The sequence below is a fragment of the Pseudomonas sp. NPDC087615 genome (assembly GCF_044743445.1).
GTDB lineage: Bacteria > Pseudomonadota > Gammaproteobacteria > Pseudomonadales > Pseudomonadaceae > Aquipseudomonas > Aquipseudomonas baetica_A.
This window is the reverse complement of record NZ_JBIUWM010000017.1, coordinates 66,832-84,904: the sequence shown is the minus strand read 5'-3', so window position 1 is coordinate 84,904 and position 18,073 is coordinate 66,832. Positions and strand designations below refer to the sequence as shown.

General features: G+C 58.7%; 13 protein-coding genes. 8 read left to right on the top strand and 5 right to left on the bottom strand.

The features are described from left to right. Positions 1-18: 18 nt before the first annotated feature. Both fnr and ACIOU6_RS11115 read left to right on the top strand, forming a co-directional pair. Positions 19-753, top strand: coding sequence for a fumarate/nitrate reduction transcriptional regulator Fnr (gene fnr, locus ACIOU6_RS11120; RefSeq protein ID WP_221733279.1), 735 nt, complete (start codon positions 19-21; stop codon positions 751-753). A gap of 78 nt (positions 754-831) precedes the next feature. Next, positions 832-1,380 carry an adenine phosphoribosyltransferase gene (locus ACIOU6_RS11115; protein WP_221733278.1) on the top strand — a complete coding sequence of 183 codons (549 nt, stop codon included), beginning with the start codon at positions 832-834 and terminating at the stop codon, positions 1,378-1,380. Between the two features lie 135 nt (positions 1,381-1,515). Here the strand turns inward: ACIOU6_RS11115 and ACIOU6_RS11110 are convergent, their stop codons facing one another. From ACIOU6_RS11110 to dnaX, 5 genes are all read right to left on the bottom strand, one after another. Then, complete coding sequence (locus ACIOU6_RS11110; RefSeq protein ID WP_221733277.1) at positions 1,516-2,664, bottom strand: acyl-CoA dehydrogenase family protein; 1,149 nt, start codon at positions 2,662-2,664, stop codon at positions 1,516-1,518. A 193-nt stretch (positions 2,665-2,857) separates the two neighbouring features. Continuing rightward, entirely contained in the window at positions 2,858-3,460 is a 603-nt protein-coding gene (recR, locus tag ACIOU6_RS11105; protein WP_221733276.1) for a recombination mediator RecR, read from the bottom strand. A gap of 66 nt (positions 3,461-3,526) precedes the next feature. After that, positions 3,527-4,561 (bottom strand): NADP-dependent oxidoreductase, encoded by a 1,035-nt coding sequence (locus ACIOU6_RS11100; protein ID WP_401136135.1) that lies wholly within the window; start codon positions 4,559-4,561, stop codon positions 3,527-3,529. 264 nt (positions 4,562-4,825) lie between these two features. Then, entirely contained in the window at positions 4,826-5,164 is a 339-nt protein-coding gene (locus tag ACIOU6_RS11095; protein ID WP_042558527.1) for a YbaB/EbfC family nucleoid-associated protein, read from the bottom strand. A 67-nt stretch (positions 5,165-5,231) separates the two neighbouring features. Beyond that, positions 5,232-7,349: a DNA polymerase III subunit gamma/tau gene (dnaX, locus tag ACIOU6_RS11090; RefSeq protein WP_401136132.1), complete on the bottom strand. Its 2,118-nt coding sequence runs from the start codon at positions 7,347-7,349 to the stop codon at positions 5,232-5,234. A gap of 146 nt (positions 7,350-7,495) precedes the next feature. On the opposite strand from dnaX, the gene ACIOU6_RS11085 reads away from it, so the two are divergent. The 6 genes from ACIOU6_RS11085 (at position 7,496) to ACIOU6_RS11060 (ending at position 18,011) form a co-directional block, all read left to right on the top strand. Then, positions 7,496-8,245 (top strand): ABC transporter substrate-binding protein, encoded by a 750-nt coding sequence (locus tag ACIOU6_RS11085; RefSeq protein ID WP_221733311.1) that lies wholly within the window; start codon positions 7,496-7,498, stop codon positions 8,243-8,245. A gap of 230 nt (positions 8,246-8,475) precedes the next feature. Beyond that, entirely contained in the window at positions 8,476-9,747 is a 1,272-nt protein-coding gene (codB, locus tag ACIOU6_RS11080; RefSeq protein ID WP_401136129.1) for a cytosine permease, read from the top strand. 13 nt (positions 9,748-9,760) lie between these two features. Further along, a complete protein-coding gene (codA, locus tag ACIOU6_RS11075; protein WP_221733272.1) occupies positions 9,761-10,999 on the top strand; it encodes a cytosine deaminase in 1,239 nt (412 codons plus the stop codon). A 240-nt stretch (positions 11,000-11,239) separates the two neighbouring features. Beyond that, a complete protein-coding gene (locus ACIOU6_RS11070; protein ID WP_401136124.1) occupies positions 11,240-13,657 on the top strand; it encodes a type VI secretion system tip protein VgrG in 2,418 nt (805 codons plus the stop codon). Between the two features lie 2 nt (positions 13,658-13,659). Then, positions 13,660-16,905: a phospholipase D-like domain-containing protein gene (locus ACIOU6_RS11065; RefSeq protein ID WP_401136121.1), complete on the top strand. Its 3,246-nt coding sequence runs from the start codon at positions 13,660-13,662 to the stop codon at positions 16,903-16,905. Then, positions 16,902-18,011 (top strand): hypothetical protein, encoded by a 1,110-nt coding sequence (locus ACIOU6_RS11060; RefSeq protein ID WP_401136118.1) that lies wholly within the window; start codon positions 16,902-16,904, stop codon positions 18,009-18,011. The genes ACIOU6_RS11065 and ACIOU6_RS11060 overlap by 4 nt, the downstream gene beginning before the upstream one ends. Positions 18,012-18,073: the final 62 nt, after the last annotated feature.

The following is an 18,073-nucleotide window of genomic DNA, read 5'->3' as shown; positions in this document are numbered from 1 at the left end:
CCCACAAGGATTAAAGAAATGTCCGAGCCAGTTAAACTGCGCGCTCACAACCAGGCTCATTGCAAGGATTGCAGCCTGGCCCCTCTATGCCTGCCACTTTCTCTGAATCTGGAAGACATGGAAGCGCTGGACGAAATCGTTAAACGCGGCCGCCCGCTGAAAAAGGGTGAGTTCCTGTTCCGCCAGGGCGACACGTTCGATTCCGTTTATGCAGTACGCTCCGGCGCCCTGAAGACTTTCAGCCTGAGCGATACCGGCGAAGAGCAACTCACCGGCTTCCACCTGCCCAGCGAACTGGTCGGCCTGTCCGGCATGGACACCGAAAAACACCCGGTTTCCGCCCAAGCCCTGGAAACCACCTCTGTCTGCGAAATCCCTTTCGAACGCCTCGACGAACTGGCCCTGCAGTTGCCGCAACTGCGCCGCCAGTTGATGCGCGTGATGAGCCGCGAAATTCGCGACGACCAGCAAATGATGTTGCTGCTGTCGAAGAAGACTGCCGACGAGCGTATTGCGACCTTCCTGGTCAACCTGTCCGCCCGCTTCCGCGCTCGCGGTTTCTCGGCCAACCAGTTCCGCTTGAGCATGTCGCGCAATGAAATCGGCAACTACCTGGGGCTGGCGGTGGAAACCGTGTCCCGGGTGTTCACCCGCTTCCAGCAAAACGAACTGATTGCCGCCGAGGGCAAAGAAATTCACATCCTCGACCCGATTCAGTTGTGTGCGCTGGCGGGTGGCTCGCTCGAAGGCTGATCTCGATCCGCGGTTGAGCGAAGCGTTTCAGCCGCGGGTATACTGCGCCGTTTGCAGCCCTGCCAGGACACCTCGACGATGGTCTTCGACTCCTTCGACATCAAATCCCTGATCCGCCCCGTGATCGACTTTCCGAAACCGGGCGTGATCTTTCGTGACATCACCCCGCTCTTCCAGTCGCCAACGGCCCTGCGTCTGGTGATGGACAGCTTCGCTCACCGCTATGTCGAAGCCGACTTCACCCACATCGGCGCGATGGATGCCCGTGGTTTTCTGATCGGTTCGGTATTGGCTTATCAGTTGAACAAGCCGCTGGTGCTGTTCCGCAAGCAAGGCAAACTGCCGGCGGACGTGCTGGCCGAGGGTTACGCGACCGAGTACGGCGAAGCGCTCCTTGAAGTGCACGCCGACAGCCTGTGTGAGGGCGATTCGGTGGTGATGTTTGACGACTTGATTGCCACCGGCGGAACGTTGATTGCCGCGGCCAATCTGATTCGCCGGATGGGCGCGCGGGTGCATGAGGCGGCGGCGATCATTGATCTGCCGGAGCTCGGTGGTTCGCAGCGTCTGGAGGACATGGGGATTCCAACGTTCTGCCTGACGCAGTTTGCCCTGACCGACAAGTAAGTAGCGCCTGTACTGACGCCTTCGCGGGCAGGCCCGCTCCCACAGTGATCTCGTTCGTTCACAAATACTGTGCACACCTAAGAAACCTGTGGGAGCGGGCTTGCCCGCGATGAGGCCGGTAGCCTCACCTACCCTTCAAAGCCCCATCTGCTTGCTGATGATCTCGTTCATCACCTCCCGCGTCCCGCCGCCAATCGACAGAATGCGGTTATCCCGATAAAGCCGCTCCACCAGACTCTCGCGCATGTAACCCAGCCCGCCGAGAATCTGCACTGCTTCGGTGGTGATTCGGTCCGAAGTGTCCGTGGCAAAGTTCTTCGCCATGGAAATCTCCTTGATCACACTCTGCCCCTCCGCCATTTTCGCCGCCTGCCGATAGGTGAACTCTCGCGAGACTTCCAGCGCCGTCGCCATCTCGGCGAGCCGGTGCTTGATCACCTGGAATTTACCGATCGGTTTGCCAAAGGCCTCACGCTCGCGCGCCCACTTCAGGCTCTCTTCCAACGCCAACTGTGAAGTCATGTTGGCCATCAGCGCCAACGCCAGTCGCTCGTTCTGGAAGTTGCCCATGATGCAGGCGAAGCCCATGTTCTCGGCGCCGATCAAGTTACCGACAGGCACCCGGCAATCGTCGAAGAACAACTCAGCCGTGTCCGATGCCCACCAGCCCATTTTCTTCAGCTGTCGGCCGACGGTGAATCCCGGCGTTTGCTTCTCGACCAGCAACAGGCTGATGCCACCAAAACCCGGCGCACCGGTGCGAACCGCGACGGTGTAGAAATCGGCGCGTACGCCACTGGTGATAAAGGTTTTACTGCCACTGACCCGGTAGAAATCACCGTCACGCACAGCGCGGGTTTGCAGGTTGGCGACATCAGAACCGCCGCCGGGCTCGGTAACGGCCAGCGCACTGATTTTCTCGCCACGGAGCACCGGCGGCACTACGCGATCGCGCACTTGGGGACGCGCCCATTTGACGATCGGGGGCAGGCCGATATCGAGCGAGCCCAGCCCCGCCACCAGGCCGCCAGCACCGCAGCGCATCAATTCCTCACTGGCGGCAACCTTGGCGAACACATCGCCTTCATGGCTGCCACCCAGCGCTTCGGGGTAGCCGATACCAAGGATCCCGGCTGCACCGGCCTTCAGATACAACTCACGGGGGAAGCTTTCGGCTTCTTCCCACTGATCGATGTCCGGCAGGATTTCACGCTCGACGAAACGTCTGACGCTGTCGCGAACCAATTGGTGGCTGGGGTCGAAGTATTCCTGGAAGGCAGGCATCGGCAAACTCCACTGAAGGGTTGACCGACGTTAACCGAGCGCTTGCTTGGTTTTCAACAGGATTGTTTGATTCAGATAGACCGAGCCGCGCCATTCGCGAGCAAGCCCGCTCCCACAGGGGATTTGTAGCGTATACAAAACCATTGTGGGAGCGGGCTTGCTCGCGAAGGCGTCAGATCAGACAACACAAATGTCAGAGGGCGATTGGTTTACGCCCGGCAAACGAGTGCGCCAGGGTGCCGCCATCCACCAGTTCCAACTCGCCGCCCAGCGGTACACCATGGGCAATCCGCGAAGCGATCAAGCCTTTATTGTTCAGCAACTGCGCGATGTAATGCGCCGTCGCTTCACCTTCCACCGTCGGGTTGGTGGCTAGGATCACCTCAGCAAAAGTGCCCGCCTCTTCGATCCGCGCCATCAACTGCGGAATACCGATTGCCTCAGGCCCGAGGCCGTCCAGCGGCGACAGGTGACCTTTGAGCACAAAGTAACGCCCACGGAACCCGGTCTGCTCGACCGCATAGACATCCATCGGCCCTTCCACCACGCACAACAGCGTGTCATCGCGGCGCGTATCGGCGCATTGCGGGCACAGATCGTCTTCGGTCAGCGTGCGGCACTGACGGCAGTGACCGACCCCTTCCATGGCCTGACTCAGAGATTGAGCCAGACGCAGACCGCCGCTGCGGTCACGCTCGAGCAACTGCAACGCCATGCGCTGGGCGGTTTTCTGACCCACACCCGGCAGAACGCGCAGGGAATCGATCAGTTGGCGAATCAAAGGGCTGAAGCTCATGGGTAAAAAGTCCGACAAAACAACGAGACGCGGTTTATACCCGCGCCTCTGGCCAGCGTCAAATACTCAGTCCTGGGCGACCCGCACCACCAGTTTGCCGAAGTTGCGCCCCTCCAGCAGACCGATAAACGCATCGGGCGCCTGCTCCAGGCCTTCGACCACGTCTTCACGGAATTTCACCTTGCCCTCACGCACCCACGGCACCATGTGGCTGATGAATTCCGGCTGACGATCACCGTAGTCATCGAACACGATAAAGCCCTGAATCCGCACACGCTTGGTCAACAGGGTGCGTTGCAGCATCGGCAGGCGATCCGGGCCTTGCGGGGCTTCATGGGCGTTGTAGCCCGCGATCAGACCACACAGCGGAATGCGTGCCTTGGGATTGAGCAATGGCACCACGGCCTCGAACACATGACCGCCGACATTCTCGTAATAGACATCGATACCATCGGGACAAGCCTTCGCCAGTTGCTCGGCGAAATCCGCAGCCTTGTGATCGACGCAGGCGTCGAAACCCAACGTCTCAACCACGTATTTGCACTTTTCGGCACCGCCAGCCACACCGACCGCGCGCAGACCTTTGATTTTCGCCACTTGGCCGACCACTGAGCCGACAGCCCCGGATGCCGCCGCGACCACCAGCGTCTCTCCAGCCTTTGGCTGACCGATATCCATCAGGCCCATGTACGCGGTCAACCCCGGCATACCCAGCACACCGAGGGCCATTGAAGGGCTCGGCAACCCCGCCGGGATCGGAATGATATTGCGCCCGTCGCTGATGCTGTGGCTCTGCCAACCGGTCGCGCCAACGACCAGATCACCGGTGTGGAATTTGGGATGGGTCGAACGTTCGACTCGACTGACCGCGCCGCCGGTCATCACCTCACCGATTTCTACCGGCGCAGCGTAGGACGGAGCGTCGCTCATGCGCCCCCGCATGTAGGGATCAAGCGACAGGTACAGGGTTTTCAGCAACACCTGCCCGTCTTCAAGCTCTGGCAGGGCTTCGCGCTCAAGGCGAAAGTTTTCCGGGGTCGGCGCACCAACCGGGCGCGAGGCCAGGACGACACGTTGATTGAGGGTGAGAGGGTCGGACATGTCAGCATCTCCTTTGAATGGGGAATTCGGGGATATAGGAAGCAGACCGTGGGTGGCGGTGATGGGTTCGATGTTTATTCGGATCGACCGAGTCGACTTCTTCGCGAGCAAGCCCGCTTCCACAGGGTTAACGCATTTCAAATGTGGGAGCGAGCTTGCTCGCGAAGGCGTCAGCCCTGCCACCGCAAAACAATCAGCCAGAAACAAAAATGCCAGGCGCGATGCCTGGCACTTTGTGTAGCTCATCTGTCGCGCAATGGCGAATCAGAATGGCAGTTTCATACCCGCTGGCAGGTTCATGCCGGCGGTCATGCCGCCCATTTTTTCCTGGCTGTTGGCTTCGATCTTGCGCACGGCGTCATTGACGGCGGCAGCCACCACGGCTTCCAGCATCTCTTTGTCGTCTTCGCTCAGGCCTTCAACCAGGCTTGGGTCGATGCTCACGCTTTTGACGTCGTGACGACCGGTCATCACCACGGTGACCATATCGCCGCCGGCTTTGCCGGTGACTTCGGCGTTGGCCAGTTCTTCCTGCATCTTGGCCATTTTTTCCTGCATCTGCTGCGCCTGCTTCATCAGGCCGGCCATGCCACCTTTCATCATGGGAATCACCTCAAAAGTACTTGGATCAAAACAGCGCCCGGCCTTCGAGAACGAGCGCCTTCAGTTATTAGCCTTGGGCGACCAAGGCGTCGACGGGTTCAATAGTATCGTGTCGCACCACTGCGCCGAACTGCTGAACCATCTGCTGGATGAACGGATCGCCGTGGATCGACTCCTCCGCTTCGCGCTGACGGTTGGCACGGCGACGGGACGCGGCCTGAGCCGGGGTTTCCTGCTCGGGCTTGATCAGTTCGATGGTCAGGCTCAGCGTGCGACCGTGGAACTGGTTCAACGCATCGTTGAGACGACGCTGTTGAGTGGCGTTGAACAAGGCGCTGTGAGCCGGGTCCAGGTGCATCAGCCAATGATCGCCATCAACCGCGATCAGCGTGCAGTTGGCGGCGATGCTGCCCGTCATGCCGGAGATCGGCAGTTTCGGGAACAGTTCCAGCCATTGCAGCGCCAGACCGGTGGCCGGCATCGCTGCGGGCTCCGGCTCGGGTTCCGGGGCCGGTTCTGCAGCATGCTCGCTCGCCAGTTCGTCGAGATAGCTGTAAGCCGAATCCATGTCCGGCTCGATGTAATCCTCGTCCAGCGGCGGCTCGTCATCCATGTCGATGCCCGGTGTGGCGGCATCGACGTCGGCGACCGACGGCTCGGGAATCGGTACGGCGGCCCACTCCGGCGCGTCCGGTACAACGCTGTCCGGGGTGGGCAGCGGCATCGGCGGCAGATCAGGCTGCTCGGCAGCGGTTTCCAGCACGGGGTCGACCGCCGGCTGCTGAGCCGGTTCGGGTTCGGGCTCTACCGGATCGTTCCAGGGCAAGTCGACGACGGCATCGACGACGACTGGCTCGGGCTCGGGCTCGGGCTCGGGCACAGGATCTCGTTCTGGTTCTGGTTCTGGTTCCGGCTCAGGAGCAATCACCGGCGCTGGCTCGGGAGCCGGCGCGGGTGCAGCAACCGGCCCTGGAGCCGGCGCAATAGCCGCAGCGACCACCGGCGCAGCTTTAGGCGCGGCAGCCACGGCGTTTGCGGAATCAACTGTGGCCTGGCTGATCCCCACTGGCTTTAGCGGTTGCCTCGGGGCGTCCACTGTGTCGGCGGGCCGGAAGGCCAGCATCCGCAACAACACCATTTCAAAACCACCGCGCGGATCAGGCGCCAGCGGCAAATCGCGACGGCCGATCAGGCCCATCTGGTAATAGAACTGCACGTCTTCGGCCGGCAAGGCCTGAGCCAATGCCAACACGCGATCGCGATCGCCATGGCCATTGTCGACGCCTTCGGGCAGCGCCTGAGCGATGGCGACGCGGTGCAGCACGTTGAGAATTTCCGAGAGCACACCATTCCAGTCCGGGCCTTGCTCGGCCAGGTGGCGAACGGCTTCGAGCAACGCCTTGGCATCACCTTCGATCAGCGAATGCAAGACGTCATAGACCTGACCATGGTCCAGTGTGCCGAGCATCGCTCGCACGTCGGTGGCCAGAACCTTGCCTTCACCAAAAGCAATGGCCTGATCGGTCAGGCTCATGGCGTCACGCATCGAACCGTCAGCGGCGCGACCGAGCAACCACAGTGCATCGTCTTCGAACGGCACGTTTTCGGCACTGAGGACGTGCGTCAAATGCTCGACCACACGCTCAGGCGTCATGTTTTTCAGAGAGAACTGCAGGCAACGCGACAAAATCGTTGCCGGAAGTTTCTGCGGATCAGTCGTCGCCAGGATGAATTTGACGTACGGCGGCGGCTCTTCGAGGGTTTTCAGCAGCGCATTGAAGGAATGGCTGGAGAGCATGTGCACTTCGTCGATCAGGTAGACCTTGAAGCGCCCACGACTCGGCGCGTATTGCACATTGTCGAGCAGTTCGCGGGTGTCTTCGACCTTGGTGCGGCTCGCGGCGTCGATCTCGATCAGGTCGACAAAACGGCCTTCGTCGATTTCACGACACACCGAGCACTCGCCGCAGGGGCTGGAAGTGATACCTGTCTCGCAGTTCAGGCATTTGGCAATGATCCGCGCAATCGTGGTTTTACCCACCCCGCGTGTACCGGTGAACAGGTACGCATGGTGCAGCCGCTGGCTGTCCAAGGCATTGATCAGAGCCTTGAGCACATGGGTCTGGCCGACCATTTCGCGGAACGAGCGCGGACGCCATTTACGTGCAAGAACCTGATAACTCATCGAAAACCGTCGCAACGAAGGAAGCTGAAGCGGCTAATGCTAGCGGAGCAAGGGCAAAATTGCATCCGGTGTCCTCGTCTAATGTGGCTAAGCTGCATGAGCGGAGTCTTTTATCGGCTCGGGATCGGGGAATGACCGGAGCGTTTATGCGTTGGGCCTTGGGGGCACTGCTGGGAATCAGCTTGAGCGTGACGGCAGCGCAAACACCACTGCGCTTCGCCGTGCCGGATAGCTGGGCCATGCCGATGGTGCAACTTGAACGCGGTCGTCCGACCCAGGGCATTCTGTACGACATGATGCTCAGCCTCGCGACTCAGGTCGGCGTGCCGGCAGAATTCCACGTCCTGCCCCGGACTCGCGCACAAAGCACCATGGAACACGGCGGAGTCGACGTGCGCTGCTTTGCCGCACAATCCTGGCTGCCGAATCAGTCCGGGGATTACATCTGGAGCATTCCGTTGTTTTTTCAGCGTGATTTGCTGATCAGCCGCCAGGATCAGCCTGCCCGCGTCGACACTAACCGACTGCCACGCCAATCCATCGGCACCGTGCTCGGTTACACCTACCCGACCCTGCAAAATCTGTTCGATGCTGATCGACTGCATCGCGAAGACGCCCGAAATCAGGAACAGGTACTGGAAAAACTGCTGGCCGGGCGTTACCGCTATGCCGTGAGCAATCAGTGGACGCTGGACTGGTTCAACCAACGCCTGACGCCTGAAAAGCAACTGCAAGGTGTCGCGATACTGCAGGAGCAGAGCGTGGGCTGCTATGTCAGGAATGATCCAAAGGTGCCAGTGCAGCGCGTTTTACGCACGTTGCTGAGGATGAAAATGTCGGGGGAGATTGATCAGATTATCCGGCTCTATACCGGCAACTCTGAAGTTCACCACTAAACAGCCTCCACCGCTTTTTTCCATGCCTGGACTTTTCGGGCTCAAACCTTCGCGCTGTGCATCGGAAGACCCACCGCCTTCGACAGCTCCCAGATTGTGCCTCGGTGCGTTCAACTGCACCGCTTTCGTGCCATTCCTCGCGACTCGTCTATACATAATCGCGCCCACCCGCATTTGGCACGAGCACTGCAACCCTCCCGCGTCTTCCCCTTTTCAGCAAGGACCGCCCCATGACGCAGAACGATGCCGGCAACGATTACCCCCTCAGCGAAGTCCCCATGCACGCGCGCAAAGGCCTGGCCTCGACGGCGATAGTGTTACTGGGCTTCACGTTTTTCACTGCCACCATGTTTGCCGGTGGCAAGCTCGGCGTGGCGTTCAGTTTTAGCGAGATGATGGCGGTGATCATCGTCGGCAACTTGCTGCTCGGCCTCTACGCGGCGGGCCTGGGTTACATCGCCTTCAAGAGCGGTCTCAACTCGGTGCTGATGGGCCGGTTTTGCTTCGGCGAGGTCGGCAGCAAACTCAGCGACCTGATCCTCGGTTTCACCCAAATTGGCTGGTACGCCTGGGGCACCGCGACGGCGGCGGTGGTGATTGGCAAATATTTCGATCTTGATCAAGGCACGGTGCTGGGTTTGATGGTGCTGTTCGGCCTGATGTTCTGCGCCACGGCATATGTGGGCTATCGCGGACTGGAAATTCTTTCCTACATCGCCGTGCCGGCGATGATGTTGCTGCTGTTGCTGTCGATGTGGGTGGCGACGGTGAAGGTCGGCGGTTTCGAGGGGTTGCTCAGCATCGTCCCGAGCGGCTCGATGGACTGGTCGACGGCGATCACGCTGGTGTTCGGCACCTTCGTCAGCGGCGCAACACAGGCGACCAACTGGACACGCTTCTCGCGCTCGGCAAAAGTCGCCGTACTGGCCAGCCTGATCGGTTTTTTCATCGGCAACGGCCTGATGGTGCTGATCGGTGCCTACGGCGCCATCGTCTATCAGCAGCCGGATGTGGTTGAAGTCTTGCTGCTGCAAGGCTTCGCCATGGCGGCGATGGCGATGCTGTTGCTCAACATCTGGAGCACACAGGACAACACCATCTACAACTTCGCCGTCGCCGGTTGCAACTTGCTGCGCACAGGGCGGCGCAAGACCGTGACCCTCGCCGGCGCGGTAATCGGCACCCTGCTCGCCCTGCTGGGCATGTACGACATGCTGGTGCCCTATCTGATTCTGCTCGGCACGGTGATTCCGCCGATTGGCGGGGTGATCATGGCTGACTTTTTCTACCGTTGGCGCGGACGCTATCCACGGCTGGTCGACGCACAACTGCCAGCCTTCAACTGGCCGGGGCTCGGGGCTTACGCCGTCGGCACCGTGGCCGCGTTCAGTTCGCCATGGGTCGCGCCGCTGGTCGGCATTGCCGCTGCCGCGCTAACGTATGTCATCGTTACCGGCCTGCTCGGCGCCCGCTGCGCCAGCGCGCCACTACAAGACCTATAAAAGGATAAGCCTGATGCTCATCATCAATGCCCGATTGCGCAACCAGGAAGGTTTGCACCAATTGCACCTCGAAAACGGGCTGATCCACAGCATCACCCGCCAGACAGAAGCCCCGTCCTTGGGCCTCGACGACCTCGACGCCGGCGGCAACCTGGTGGTGCCGCCCTTCGTCGAGCCGCACATACACCTCGACGCCACCCTCACCGCTGGCGAGCCGCGCTGGAACATGAGCGGCACGCTGTTCGAAGGCATCGAGTGCTGGGGCGAGCGCAAGGTCACCATCACCGAAGAAGACACCAAGACCCGCGCCAAGAAAACCATTCAGGCACTGGCCGCCCACGGCATTCAACACGTACGCACCCACGTCGACGTCACCGACCCGCAACTCACCGCACTCAAGGCCATGCTCGAAGTGCGCGAAGAGAGCCGTCACCTCATCGACCTGCAAATCGTCGCGTTCCCGCAGGAAGGCATCGAGTCGTTCCGCAACGGTCGCGAGTTGATGGAAGAAGCCATCCGCATGGGCGCGGACGTGGTCGGTGGGATTCCACATTTTGAATACACCCGCGATCAGGGCGTCAGTTCGGTGAAGTTCCTGATGGACCTGGCCGAGCGCACCGGTTGTCTGGTCGACGTGCACTGCGACGAAACCGACGACCCGCACTCACGCTTTCTCGAAGTGCTTGCCGAAGAAGCGCGCAGCCGTGACATGGGCGCCCTCGTCACCGCCAGCCACACCACCGCGATGGGCTCCTACGACAACGCCTACTGCGCCAAACTGTTCCGCCTGCTCGGCCATTCCGGGATCAGTTTTGTTTCGTGCCCGACCGAAAGCATTCACCTGCAAGGCCGTTTCGACAACTTCCCGAAACGCCGTGGCGTGACCCGCGTCAACGAGTTGCTGGAGGCCGGCATGAACGTGTGCTTCGGCCAGGACTCCATCGTCGATCCGTGGTACCCACTGGGCAACGGCAACATCCTGCGCGTGCTTGAAGCGGGGCTGCACATCTGCCACATGCTCGGTTACCGCAACCTGCAAAGTGCGCTGGATCTGGTGACGGACAACAGCGCCAAAGCCATGCATCTGGGCGAGCGTTATGGCCTTGAACCGGGGCGCCCGGCGAACCTGTTGATCCTTTCGGCGGACAGTGATTACGAAGTGATTCGTAGCCAGGGTCTGCCGCTGTATTCGATTCGCGGCGCCAAGGTATTGATGAAGCGGCAGATGCCGGTGGTGGAATTCAGCGCCTGAGCGGCTGAAAAATGCCCTCGACTGCCCAGCAAAGCATGCTCTGTGCTGGGCTAGCTGATGGCACATCGCCAAGAAATATTTCGCATTACTTTCCCGGAACCCCCATAAAACGGGGCCCTCACCGTATGTGCGCAACTTTTTGCGCAACTTTTTACGTTTAACATCCAGCTCCCATCTGCGTCCCCCCTACACAGATGCACTACGCCCATGGATTACCGGCGCTGTCTCAAGGAGTCTGAGATGTTCAACCTGGCCAACGAAACCCACTTCAGCCTCAAGGTCGAAGACTACGTGGGCGACCTGCAAGTGCTGTCGTTTGTCGGCACCGAAGGCATCAGCCAGCCGTATCGTTTCGACCTCGAACTGGTCAGCGAAAACCCCGATCTGGACCTGGAAAAACTTCTGCACAAGCAGGCGTTTCTGGCGTTCGATCCGCAGGGCTCAGGCATCCACGGCCAAATCTACCGCGTCGCCCAGGGCGATGCCGGCAAGCGCCTGACCCGCTACAAAGTGTCGATGGTGCCGCAACTGCAATACCTGCATCACCGCACCAACCAGCGCATCTACCAGCAAATGTCGGCGCCGAAAATCATCGCGCTGATCCTTGAAGAACACGGCATCAAGGGCAACGCCTACAGCTTCCAGCTGAGCCAGCCGTGCCCGGATCGCGACTATTGCGTGCAATACGACGAAACCGACCTGCACTTCGTCCAGCGTCTGTGCGAAGAGGAAGGCATTCACTACCACTTCCAGCACAGCGAAAAAGCCCACCTGCTGGTGTTCGGCGACGACCAGACCGTGTTCCCGAAACTCGGGCAGCCGACCGCCTACGTGCAAGGCAGCGGCATGGTCGCCGACGAACCGGTGATCAAAGGCTTCAAGCTGCGTCTGGAAACCCGCACCCGCCGCGTCACCCGCCGCGATTACGACTTCGAAAAACCGCGCCTGCAAATGGAAGCTGCTTATAAGCCTGAAGGCGAGAGCACTGAGCCGGATCTCGAAGACTACGACTACCCCGGCCGCTTCATCGACCGCGCGCGCGGTAAATTCCTCAGCCAACGCGCCCTCGAACGCCACCGCGCCGACTACCGCCAGGCCGAAGGTCGCGGCGACCAGACCACACTGGTCAGCGGCCACTTCATGGAAATGTCTGATCACCCGCGCACCGAGTGGAACGACCTGTGGCTGCTCACCGAAATCGTCCACGAAGGCAAACAGCCGCAAGTCCTCGAAGAAGGCGTGACCAGCGACACCACCGACAACAAGGACGACTTCCATCAGGGCTACCGCAACACCTTCCTCGCCACCCCGTGGGACGTGTTCTACCGCCCGGCCCTCGAACACCCGAAACCCCGCGTCCTCGGCAGCCAGACCGCCCACGTCACCGGCCCCAAAGGCGAAGAAATCCACTGCGACCAATACGGCCGCATCAAGGTGCAATTCCACTGGGACCGCGAAGGCCAGGCCGACGACAAAACCAGCTGCTGGCTGCGCGTCTCCAGCTCTTGGGCGGGCGACCGCTACGGCGCCATCAGCATCCCGCGCATCGGCATGGAAGTCCTCGTCACCTTCCTCGAAGGCGACCCCGACCAACCCCTCGTCACCGGCTGCCTGTACCACAAGGAAAACCCGGTGCCGTACGCACTGCCGGCGAACAAGACGCGCAGCGTGTTCAAAACGCTTAGCTCGCCGGGTGGTGGTGGGTACAACGAACTGCGCATTGAAGACAAAAAAGGTGCGGAGCAGATCTACATTCATGCCCAGCGTGATTGGGATGAAAACGTTGAGCACGATCAGAAGATTCGGGTCGGTAATGAACGCCACGACACTGTCGAGAAGAACACTTACACCGAGTTGAAGGCTGAAGAACACCGCACCACGATTGCCGACCGAAAAATTGAAGTGAAGGCCGACGATCACCTGTCCGTGACCCAAAACCAGCACATCAAACTCGGCACCGCTCAATTGACCCATGCCGGGAAAGAAATCCACCTGAAGTCTGGCGACAAAATGGTGATCGAGGCGGGAACGGAACTGACCGTGTTGGGTGGCGGGAGCTTTATCAAGCTTGATGCTGGCGGCGTGACGGTGGTTGGGCCGGTGGTGAAAATCAATGCCGGGGGGGCTGCGGGAACCGGGTCAGGGATTGCGATTTTGCTGCCGAAACTGCCGATACCACCGCCTTCAGCCAAACCCGGTAATTTGCTCGACACCGCCCAACCCGGCGTCATCGCACCACCGGCCAAGCCAAGGGAGTATTTCTTCGATATCAAGTTGACTGACGTCCCGGGGGACGAAGGTTTCCCGTTGGCACACACCGCTTGGTCGATTGTTCAGGACGGCGAGCAGGCCCCCTTGCTAGAAGGTCAAACCGACGACGACGGACGGGTCAACATCGATGAAACCCAGCGTTTTAAGTTGTCCCAAGCCTATGCGACCAAGGGCCCTCTGTGGCTCTGCTATCCGGGGCAACGCGTGCCAGTGGCGCTGCATGACGAACCCTCGGAAGCCGACAAGGAGCGCTTCGCCCTCGCCGCCCTCGACTTTCACGACAGCGCCAAACATGGCCGGATCAGTACGGCGAACAGTGAACGCAGCAAACAGGATCTGCTCGCCGGCGGCAATCCGTACAACCAGTTGCAAACCAGGGACGAATGACCATGACGGACTCAGCAACGCCTTACAACGGCATTCGCCACAAAGAAATCAGCCAGATCAATACAGCTCAGGGCAAGGCCCTGCCAGCGGTGAACGCGCCGGACTTCTTCATCCAGGACGAGTCGGCCTTCGCACCCAAGCGCAGCGGCAATGACGTGCGTTTCTTCACCACCGGCGAGGACTACTACAAGGATCTGGCCACTGAAATCGGCAATGCCCAAACCTCGATTTTCATCACGGGCTGGCAAATCAACTACGACGTCACGCTGGACGGCAAACAAAGCCTTTGGGAATGCCTGCACGCCGCACTGGTGAAAACGCCGACCCTCAAAGTCTTCGTCATGCCGTGGCTGAGTCCCGCAGCTAGCGTCGGCACCCACGACTTCGAAACCATGCTCGCGGTATTCCAGCTCAACGCAGGGCTCGGCGGCGCACGCGCATTTTGTACACCGGCCATCCAGCAAAGCGACATGAAAGGCCTGGGTTCAACATTTTCTCACCACCAGAAATGCGTGGTGATCGACAACAAGATCGGCTACGTCGGCGGCATTGATCTGGCTTACGGGCGTCGTGATGACAACAACTTCAGCCTTGATGCCCGCGATCGCAAGGGCAACGACGCGTACAACCCGGGAATTCCGCATCTGGGCTGGATGGACATGCACAAACATGTCAGTCGTACAGGCCTGCTCCTTGGCAGCTTGTTCGATCTATCCAAACCCATCGCCGCCGCAACCCTGGGCACTGACAGCGTCAACATCAAGCTCGAACTGCCACGGCGCGACACCCTGATCAATATCGGCGCGACCGTACAGAACTTCTTTGCCAGCCCGCCCTTGCCGGTATTCGACTGGATGGCCAAGGGTGGCAATAGCCTGAAGGAGTACGTGGGGGCCATCGACCCTTTGGCCTCCCCCCGGCAGTATCTGATCGACACCGCCATCCGCCAGATCACCGCACTGATCAAACACAACTGGACGCGCCTGCCCATTGCCGAACCGCTCAGAAGCCAGGCACAGGTCTGGATACGGGAGGTGGAGGCCAGTGCAGAAGAGTTGCAGGCGGGGCTGCGCCTGAAGAGCTACGAACTGATCAACAAATGGATGAGCACGACCGACCTGGGACGCATGATCGCCATGTTCTGCGACAAAGGCTACGATGCCATGCCGGCGGAAAAAATGGGCTGGCTGAGCGACATCGGCCAGATCGCCACCTCGTTGCTCGGGCACTTCTACGCGCTGCTGCAAAACCGTCTGGAAAATCATCAGGAGCCGTTCGCCTATCTCAAACACACACCACAGCCACTGGCCTCGTCGGACTACAGCCGATTGGCCGACGACCAGCCGCGAATGCCTTGGCAGGATGTTCACAGCCGCATCGAAGGTCCGTCTGTCTATGACCTGTCGCGCAACTTCATCGACCGCTGGAACGGTCAGCAGGCCTACATTGCCGAAATAAAGAGCCTGGAAAAAACCAACGTGATCGTTGCCCTGATGGAATGGGTCAATACCCTCGCCCGAAGCGCCGGCCTGCCCCACCACCTGGACGCCAGCAACCAGATCAACCTGAAGTTGCCGATGCCCAAGCCAGTATGGATCGACCAGGCTGCGACATTACCGACACCGCCAGCCCTCCTGACGGGCAAAGTCAGCGTACAGGTATTGCGTAGTGCTTCGGCCACCATGAGCAGCCAGGAAGCCAAGGGCAGAGGCAAAGCCAAAGTGAATTTGCCGCTGCCCGCCGGATTCAACACTGGCGGCGTTCAGGACAACTGCCTGCGCGCCATGCTGCAGACCATTTCCAGTGCCCAACACTTCATTTACATCGAGAACCAGTTTTTTCAGACTGATTTTGGGGATGAGGCAGAGTTGTCCGAAGACGGCCAACTTTCGGGGCCGATGGCCAGCCTGCGCGACCCGGCCACCCTGCACCAGGGCTACGTCGCCCGGGTTAAGTTGCGCGAAGCTCTCGAAGATCAGGACTTCACCAAAATCGACTGGAAGGAAGTCAATGCCATCGGGAAGGAACCAGGGGAAGAAGCACACAAGTTTCTCAACAGTTTCCTTTCCATCTGGCAAACCAATGCGCAGGGCTGGCTGACCCAAAAGTTGGGGAAAGAACAAAAGCTCACCAACAGCATCGGCAAAGCACTCGCCGACCGGATTGGGCGAGCGATTACAGAAAACCGCCCATTTCACGTGTACCTGATTTTGCCGGTACACCCGGAGGGCGCATTGAATGTGCTGAACCTCATGCATCAGATTCACCTGACCATGCAAAGTCTGGTATTTGGTGAGCAGAGTCTGGTCAAGCGTGTTCAGCGACATATGGCGATGAAAGCAATGATGGATCGTGGCGCGACCCGGGAGGAAGCCGCGAAAATCATTGAGCGTTTGGACATCAACGAAAACCCCGTCTACGCACAGCAAGACTGGACGAAATACTTGACCCTATTGAACCTTCGAACGTGGGATACCCTCGGTGATAGAGTTGTCACCGAACAGATTTACATACATAGCAAGTTGTTGATTGCAGACGATCGCGTCGCCATTCTGGGCAGCGCCAACATCAATGACCGCAGCCTGTGTGGTACACGTGACTCGGAATTGGCGGTGATTGTAAGGGATAGTGAATCGACTGATGCCAAGCTCGACGGCACGCATAATCAAAAGGTAGGGAAAACTATCAATAAGTTGCGCAAGGATTTGTGGAAGAAGCATTTTGGGATGAGTCAGGCTATAAAGAATGGGCCTGTGGGGCCCTTTAACGTCACAGAAGACTTTCTCAATCAACCTGCAGCAGAGAAAACTTGGAAAACCATTCAAAACCAAGCCAGCAGTAACTCTAAAGCTTATGAATTATCTTTCAGTTTCATCCCGCAAAATTTCAATCGTTCACAAGTGATCGAACTGTCAACTGCACAAATTTATCAGGAAGGCTTTCCGGCTCCTATTTGGCCAACTTGGAATTATCGCTCAACTCTGCATTTTGATCTTGGAGGCCAAGTATCTGAACCGTTGCCACATGAGCAAAGCTTTTGGGAGAGCAAAACCTTAGCAGGCGTAAAGACTTATCCCGCTCCCGCTGGTGTTGAAGGATTCATCACTGCATTACCCATTTTTTGGACTAAAGGCGAGAACAATGACTCGGGATTAAACTTGACAATCATTGCTCACACCGACACAAAACACGACGTTCACATCGCAAGCGCAAGCAAGGCGCCTGATCAAACTGAGCACAATTCATGATACGAGTCATCATTATTTCCGCTAGCTTGTCGCAGCTTGTGACTTTCCCAGTTTTTGCGGAGACGGCCTTGCAAGAGTGCCTCGGACGAACCCGATTTCAATCACCGGAAGCATTCGAATGGGCAACGTTCCCGATTGAGCGCAGCAAAATAAAAAGCGCTGGGGGGCATGTCTTTTCAAAAAACGTTCACGCCGTGGGTGACTATGTCAGTTACGACTATGACGAACTGACCATCAGAGTCAGCGATGTCACAACACATGAAAAATTTGATAGGCAACGCAATGCCATTGTTCATGAAACCGAAAGTTTCAAGAAAATATTGCAGGCCGATCTGAAAACAAACGAGCGCCTGCTCGCATCGATCAAGCGAATGAATTACTCCGCCGACATCGTCAAAAACCAAGAAAAAGAAATCACGAAACTCGAAGAGCAGATACAACAAACCAAAAAATACGAACATGACATGGGCATTCCGGACGCCCATGTCTTGGGCACAAAAGAAACTCCCTACGAGTTTCTCCTCTGGCGCAACAACCGGGTGTTTTACTTCCATATGAACAAACCGACCGAGAATGCCGCGCAAAGGATCAAAGATCTCGTCGCCCGATTTGAAGCCCGCGACCTCTACCAAGTACCCAACGGCCCGGGCGTATGCATGCCATACGGTTTCATTCACGACGACGGCAACACCGGTTTCAGCGTGAAGAACAGCCTGCGTTTCACCAGCACGCCCAACGTGATCATGAGCCTGATCAATGCCTCGCAAAGCGACCCGACCAAAGCTACCCGAGGCACCTACGACACCGACTACCGCCCCGGCTACGACGCGGAGAACTGGAAAAAGTCGAAGATCATGGAAAAGTTCTACATCGGCAAACGCATGACCACCCTCGAAGGCTGGCGCTTGGACCCTCTGCCGGAATCCGCCGAGCAGGATCGCGCCTGGTTTGCCATAGCCCATGTCGGCGGTTTGGTCAGTCCGTTGATTGCGGCGCAGATGTTCACCTTTCAAAAAGGCACTGACGGTTTGAAGGACCTGACGCCTGCGCCCGAGGCCGTCATCCCGAAGTTTCTGAAACTGACGCAGAGCATCAGCTCGCAATAGCTGAACGCTTCATGAAAATAACAATTCGGGCTTGAATATCACCGTCATCGCCAATGTTCCGT

Excerpts from the sequence above, each read along its gene's own strand:
- codB (WP_401136129.1), top strand. The coding sequence starts at position 8,476 with ATGACGCAGAACGATGCCGGCAACGATTACCCCCTCAGCGAAGTCCCC.
- codA (WP_221733272.1), top strand. The coding sequence starts at position 9,761 with ATGCTCATCATCAATGCCCGATTGCGCAACCAGGAAGGTTTGCACCAA.
- ACIOU6_RS11070 (WP_401136124.1), top strand. The coding sequence starts at position 11,240 with ATGTTCAACCTGGCCAACGAAACCCACTTCAGCCTCAAGGTCGAAGAC.
- fnr (WP_221733279.1), top strand. The coding sequence starts at position 19 with ATGTCCGAGCCAGTTAAACTGCGCGCTCACAACCAGGCTCATTGCAAG.
- dnaX (WP_401136132.1), bottom strand. The coding sequence starts at position 7,349 with ATGAGTTATCAGGTTCTTGCACGTAAATGGCGTCCGCGCTCGTTCCGC.
- ACIOU6_RS11095 (WP_042558527.1), bottom strand. The coding sequence starts at position 5,164 with ATGATGAAAGGTGGCATGGCCGGCCTGATGAAGCAGGCGCAGCAGATG.
- ACIOU6_RS11085 (WP_221733311.1), top strand. The coding sequence starts at position 7,496 with ATGCGTTGGGCCTTGGGGGCACTGCTGGGAATCAGCTTGAGCGTGACG.
- ACIOU6_RS11110 (WP_221733277.1), bottom strand. The coding sequence starts at position 2,664 with ATGCCTGCCTTCCAGGAATACTTCGACCCCAGCCACCAATTGGTTCGC.
- recR (WP_221733276.1), bottom strand. The coding sequence starts at position 3,460 with ATGAGCTTCAGCCCTTTGATTCGCCAACTGATCGATTCCCTGCGCGTT.
- ACIOU6_RS11060 (WP_401136118.1), top strand. The coding sequence starts at position 16,902 with ATGATACGAGTCATCATTATTTCCGCTAGCTTGTCGCAGCTTGTGACT.
- ACIOU6_RS11115 (WP_221733278.1), top strand. The coding sequence starts at position 832 with ATGGTCTTCGACTCCTTCGACATCAAATCCCTGATCCGCCCCGTGATC.
- ACIOU6_RS11065 (WP_401136121.1), top strand. The coding sequence starts at position 13,660 with ATGACGGACTCAGCAACGCCTTACAACGGCATTCGCCACAAAGAAATC.
- ACIOU6_RS11100 (WP_401136135.1), bottom strand. The coding sequence starts at position 4,561 with ATGTCCGACCCTCTCACCCTCAATCAACGTGTCGTCCTGGCCTCGCGC.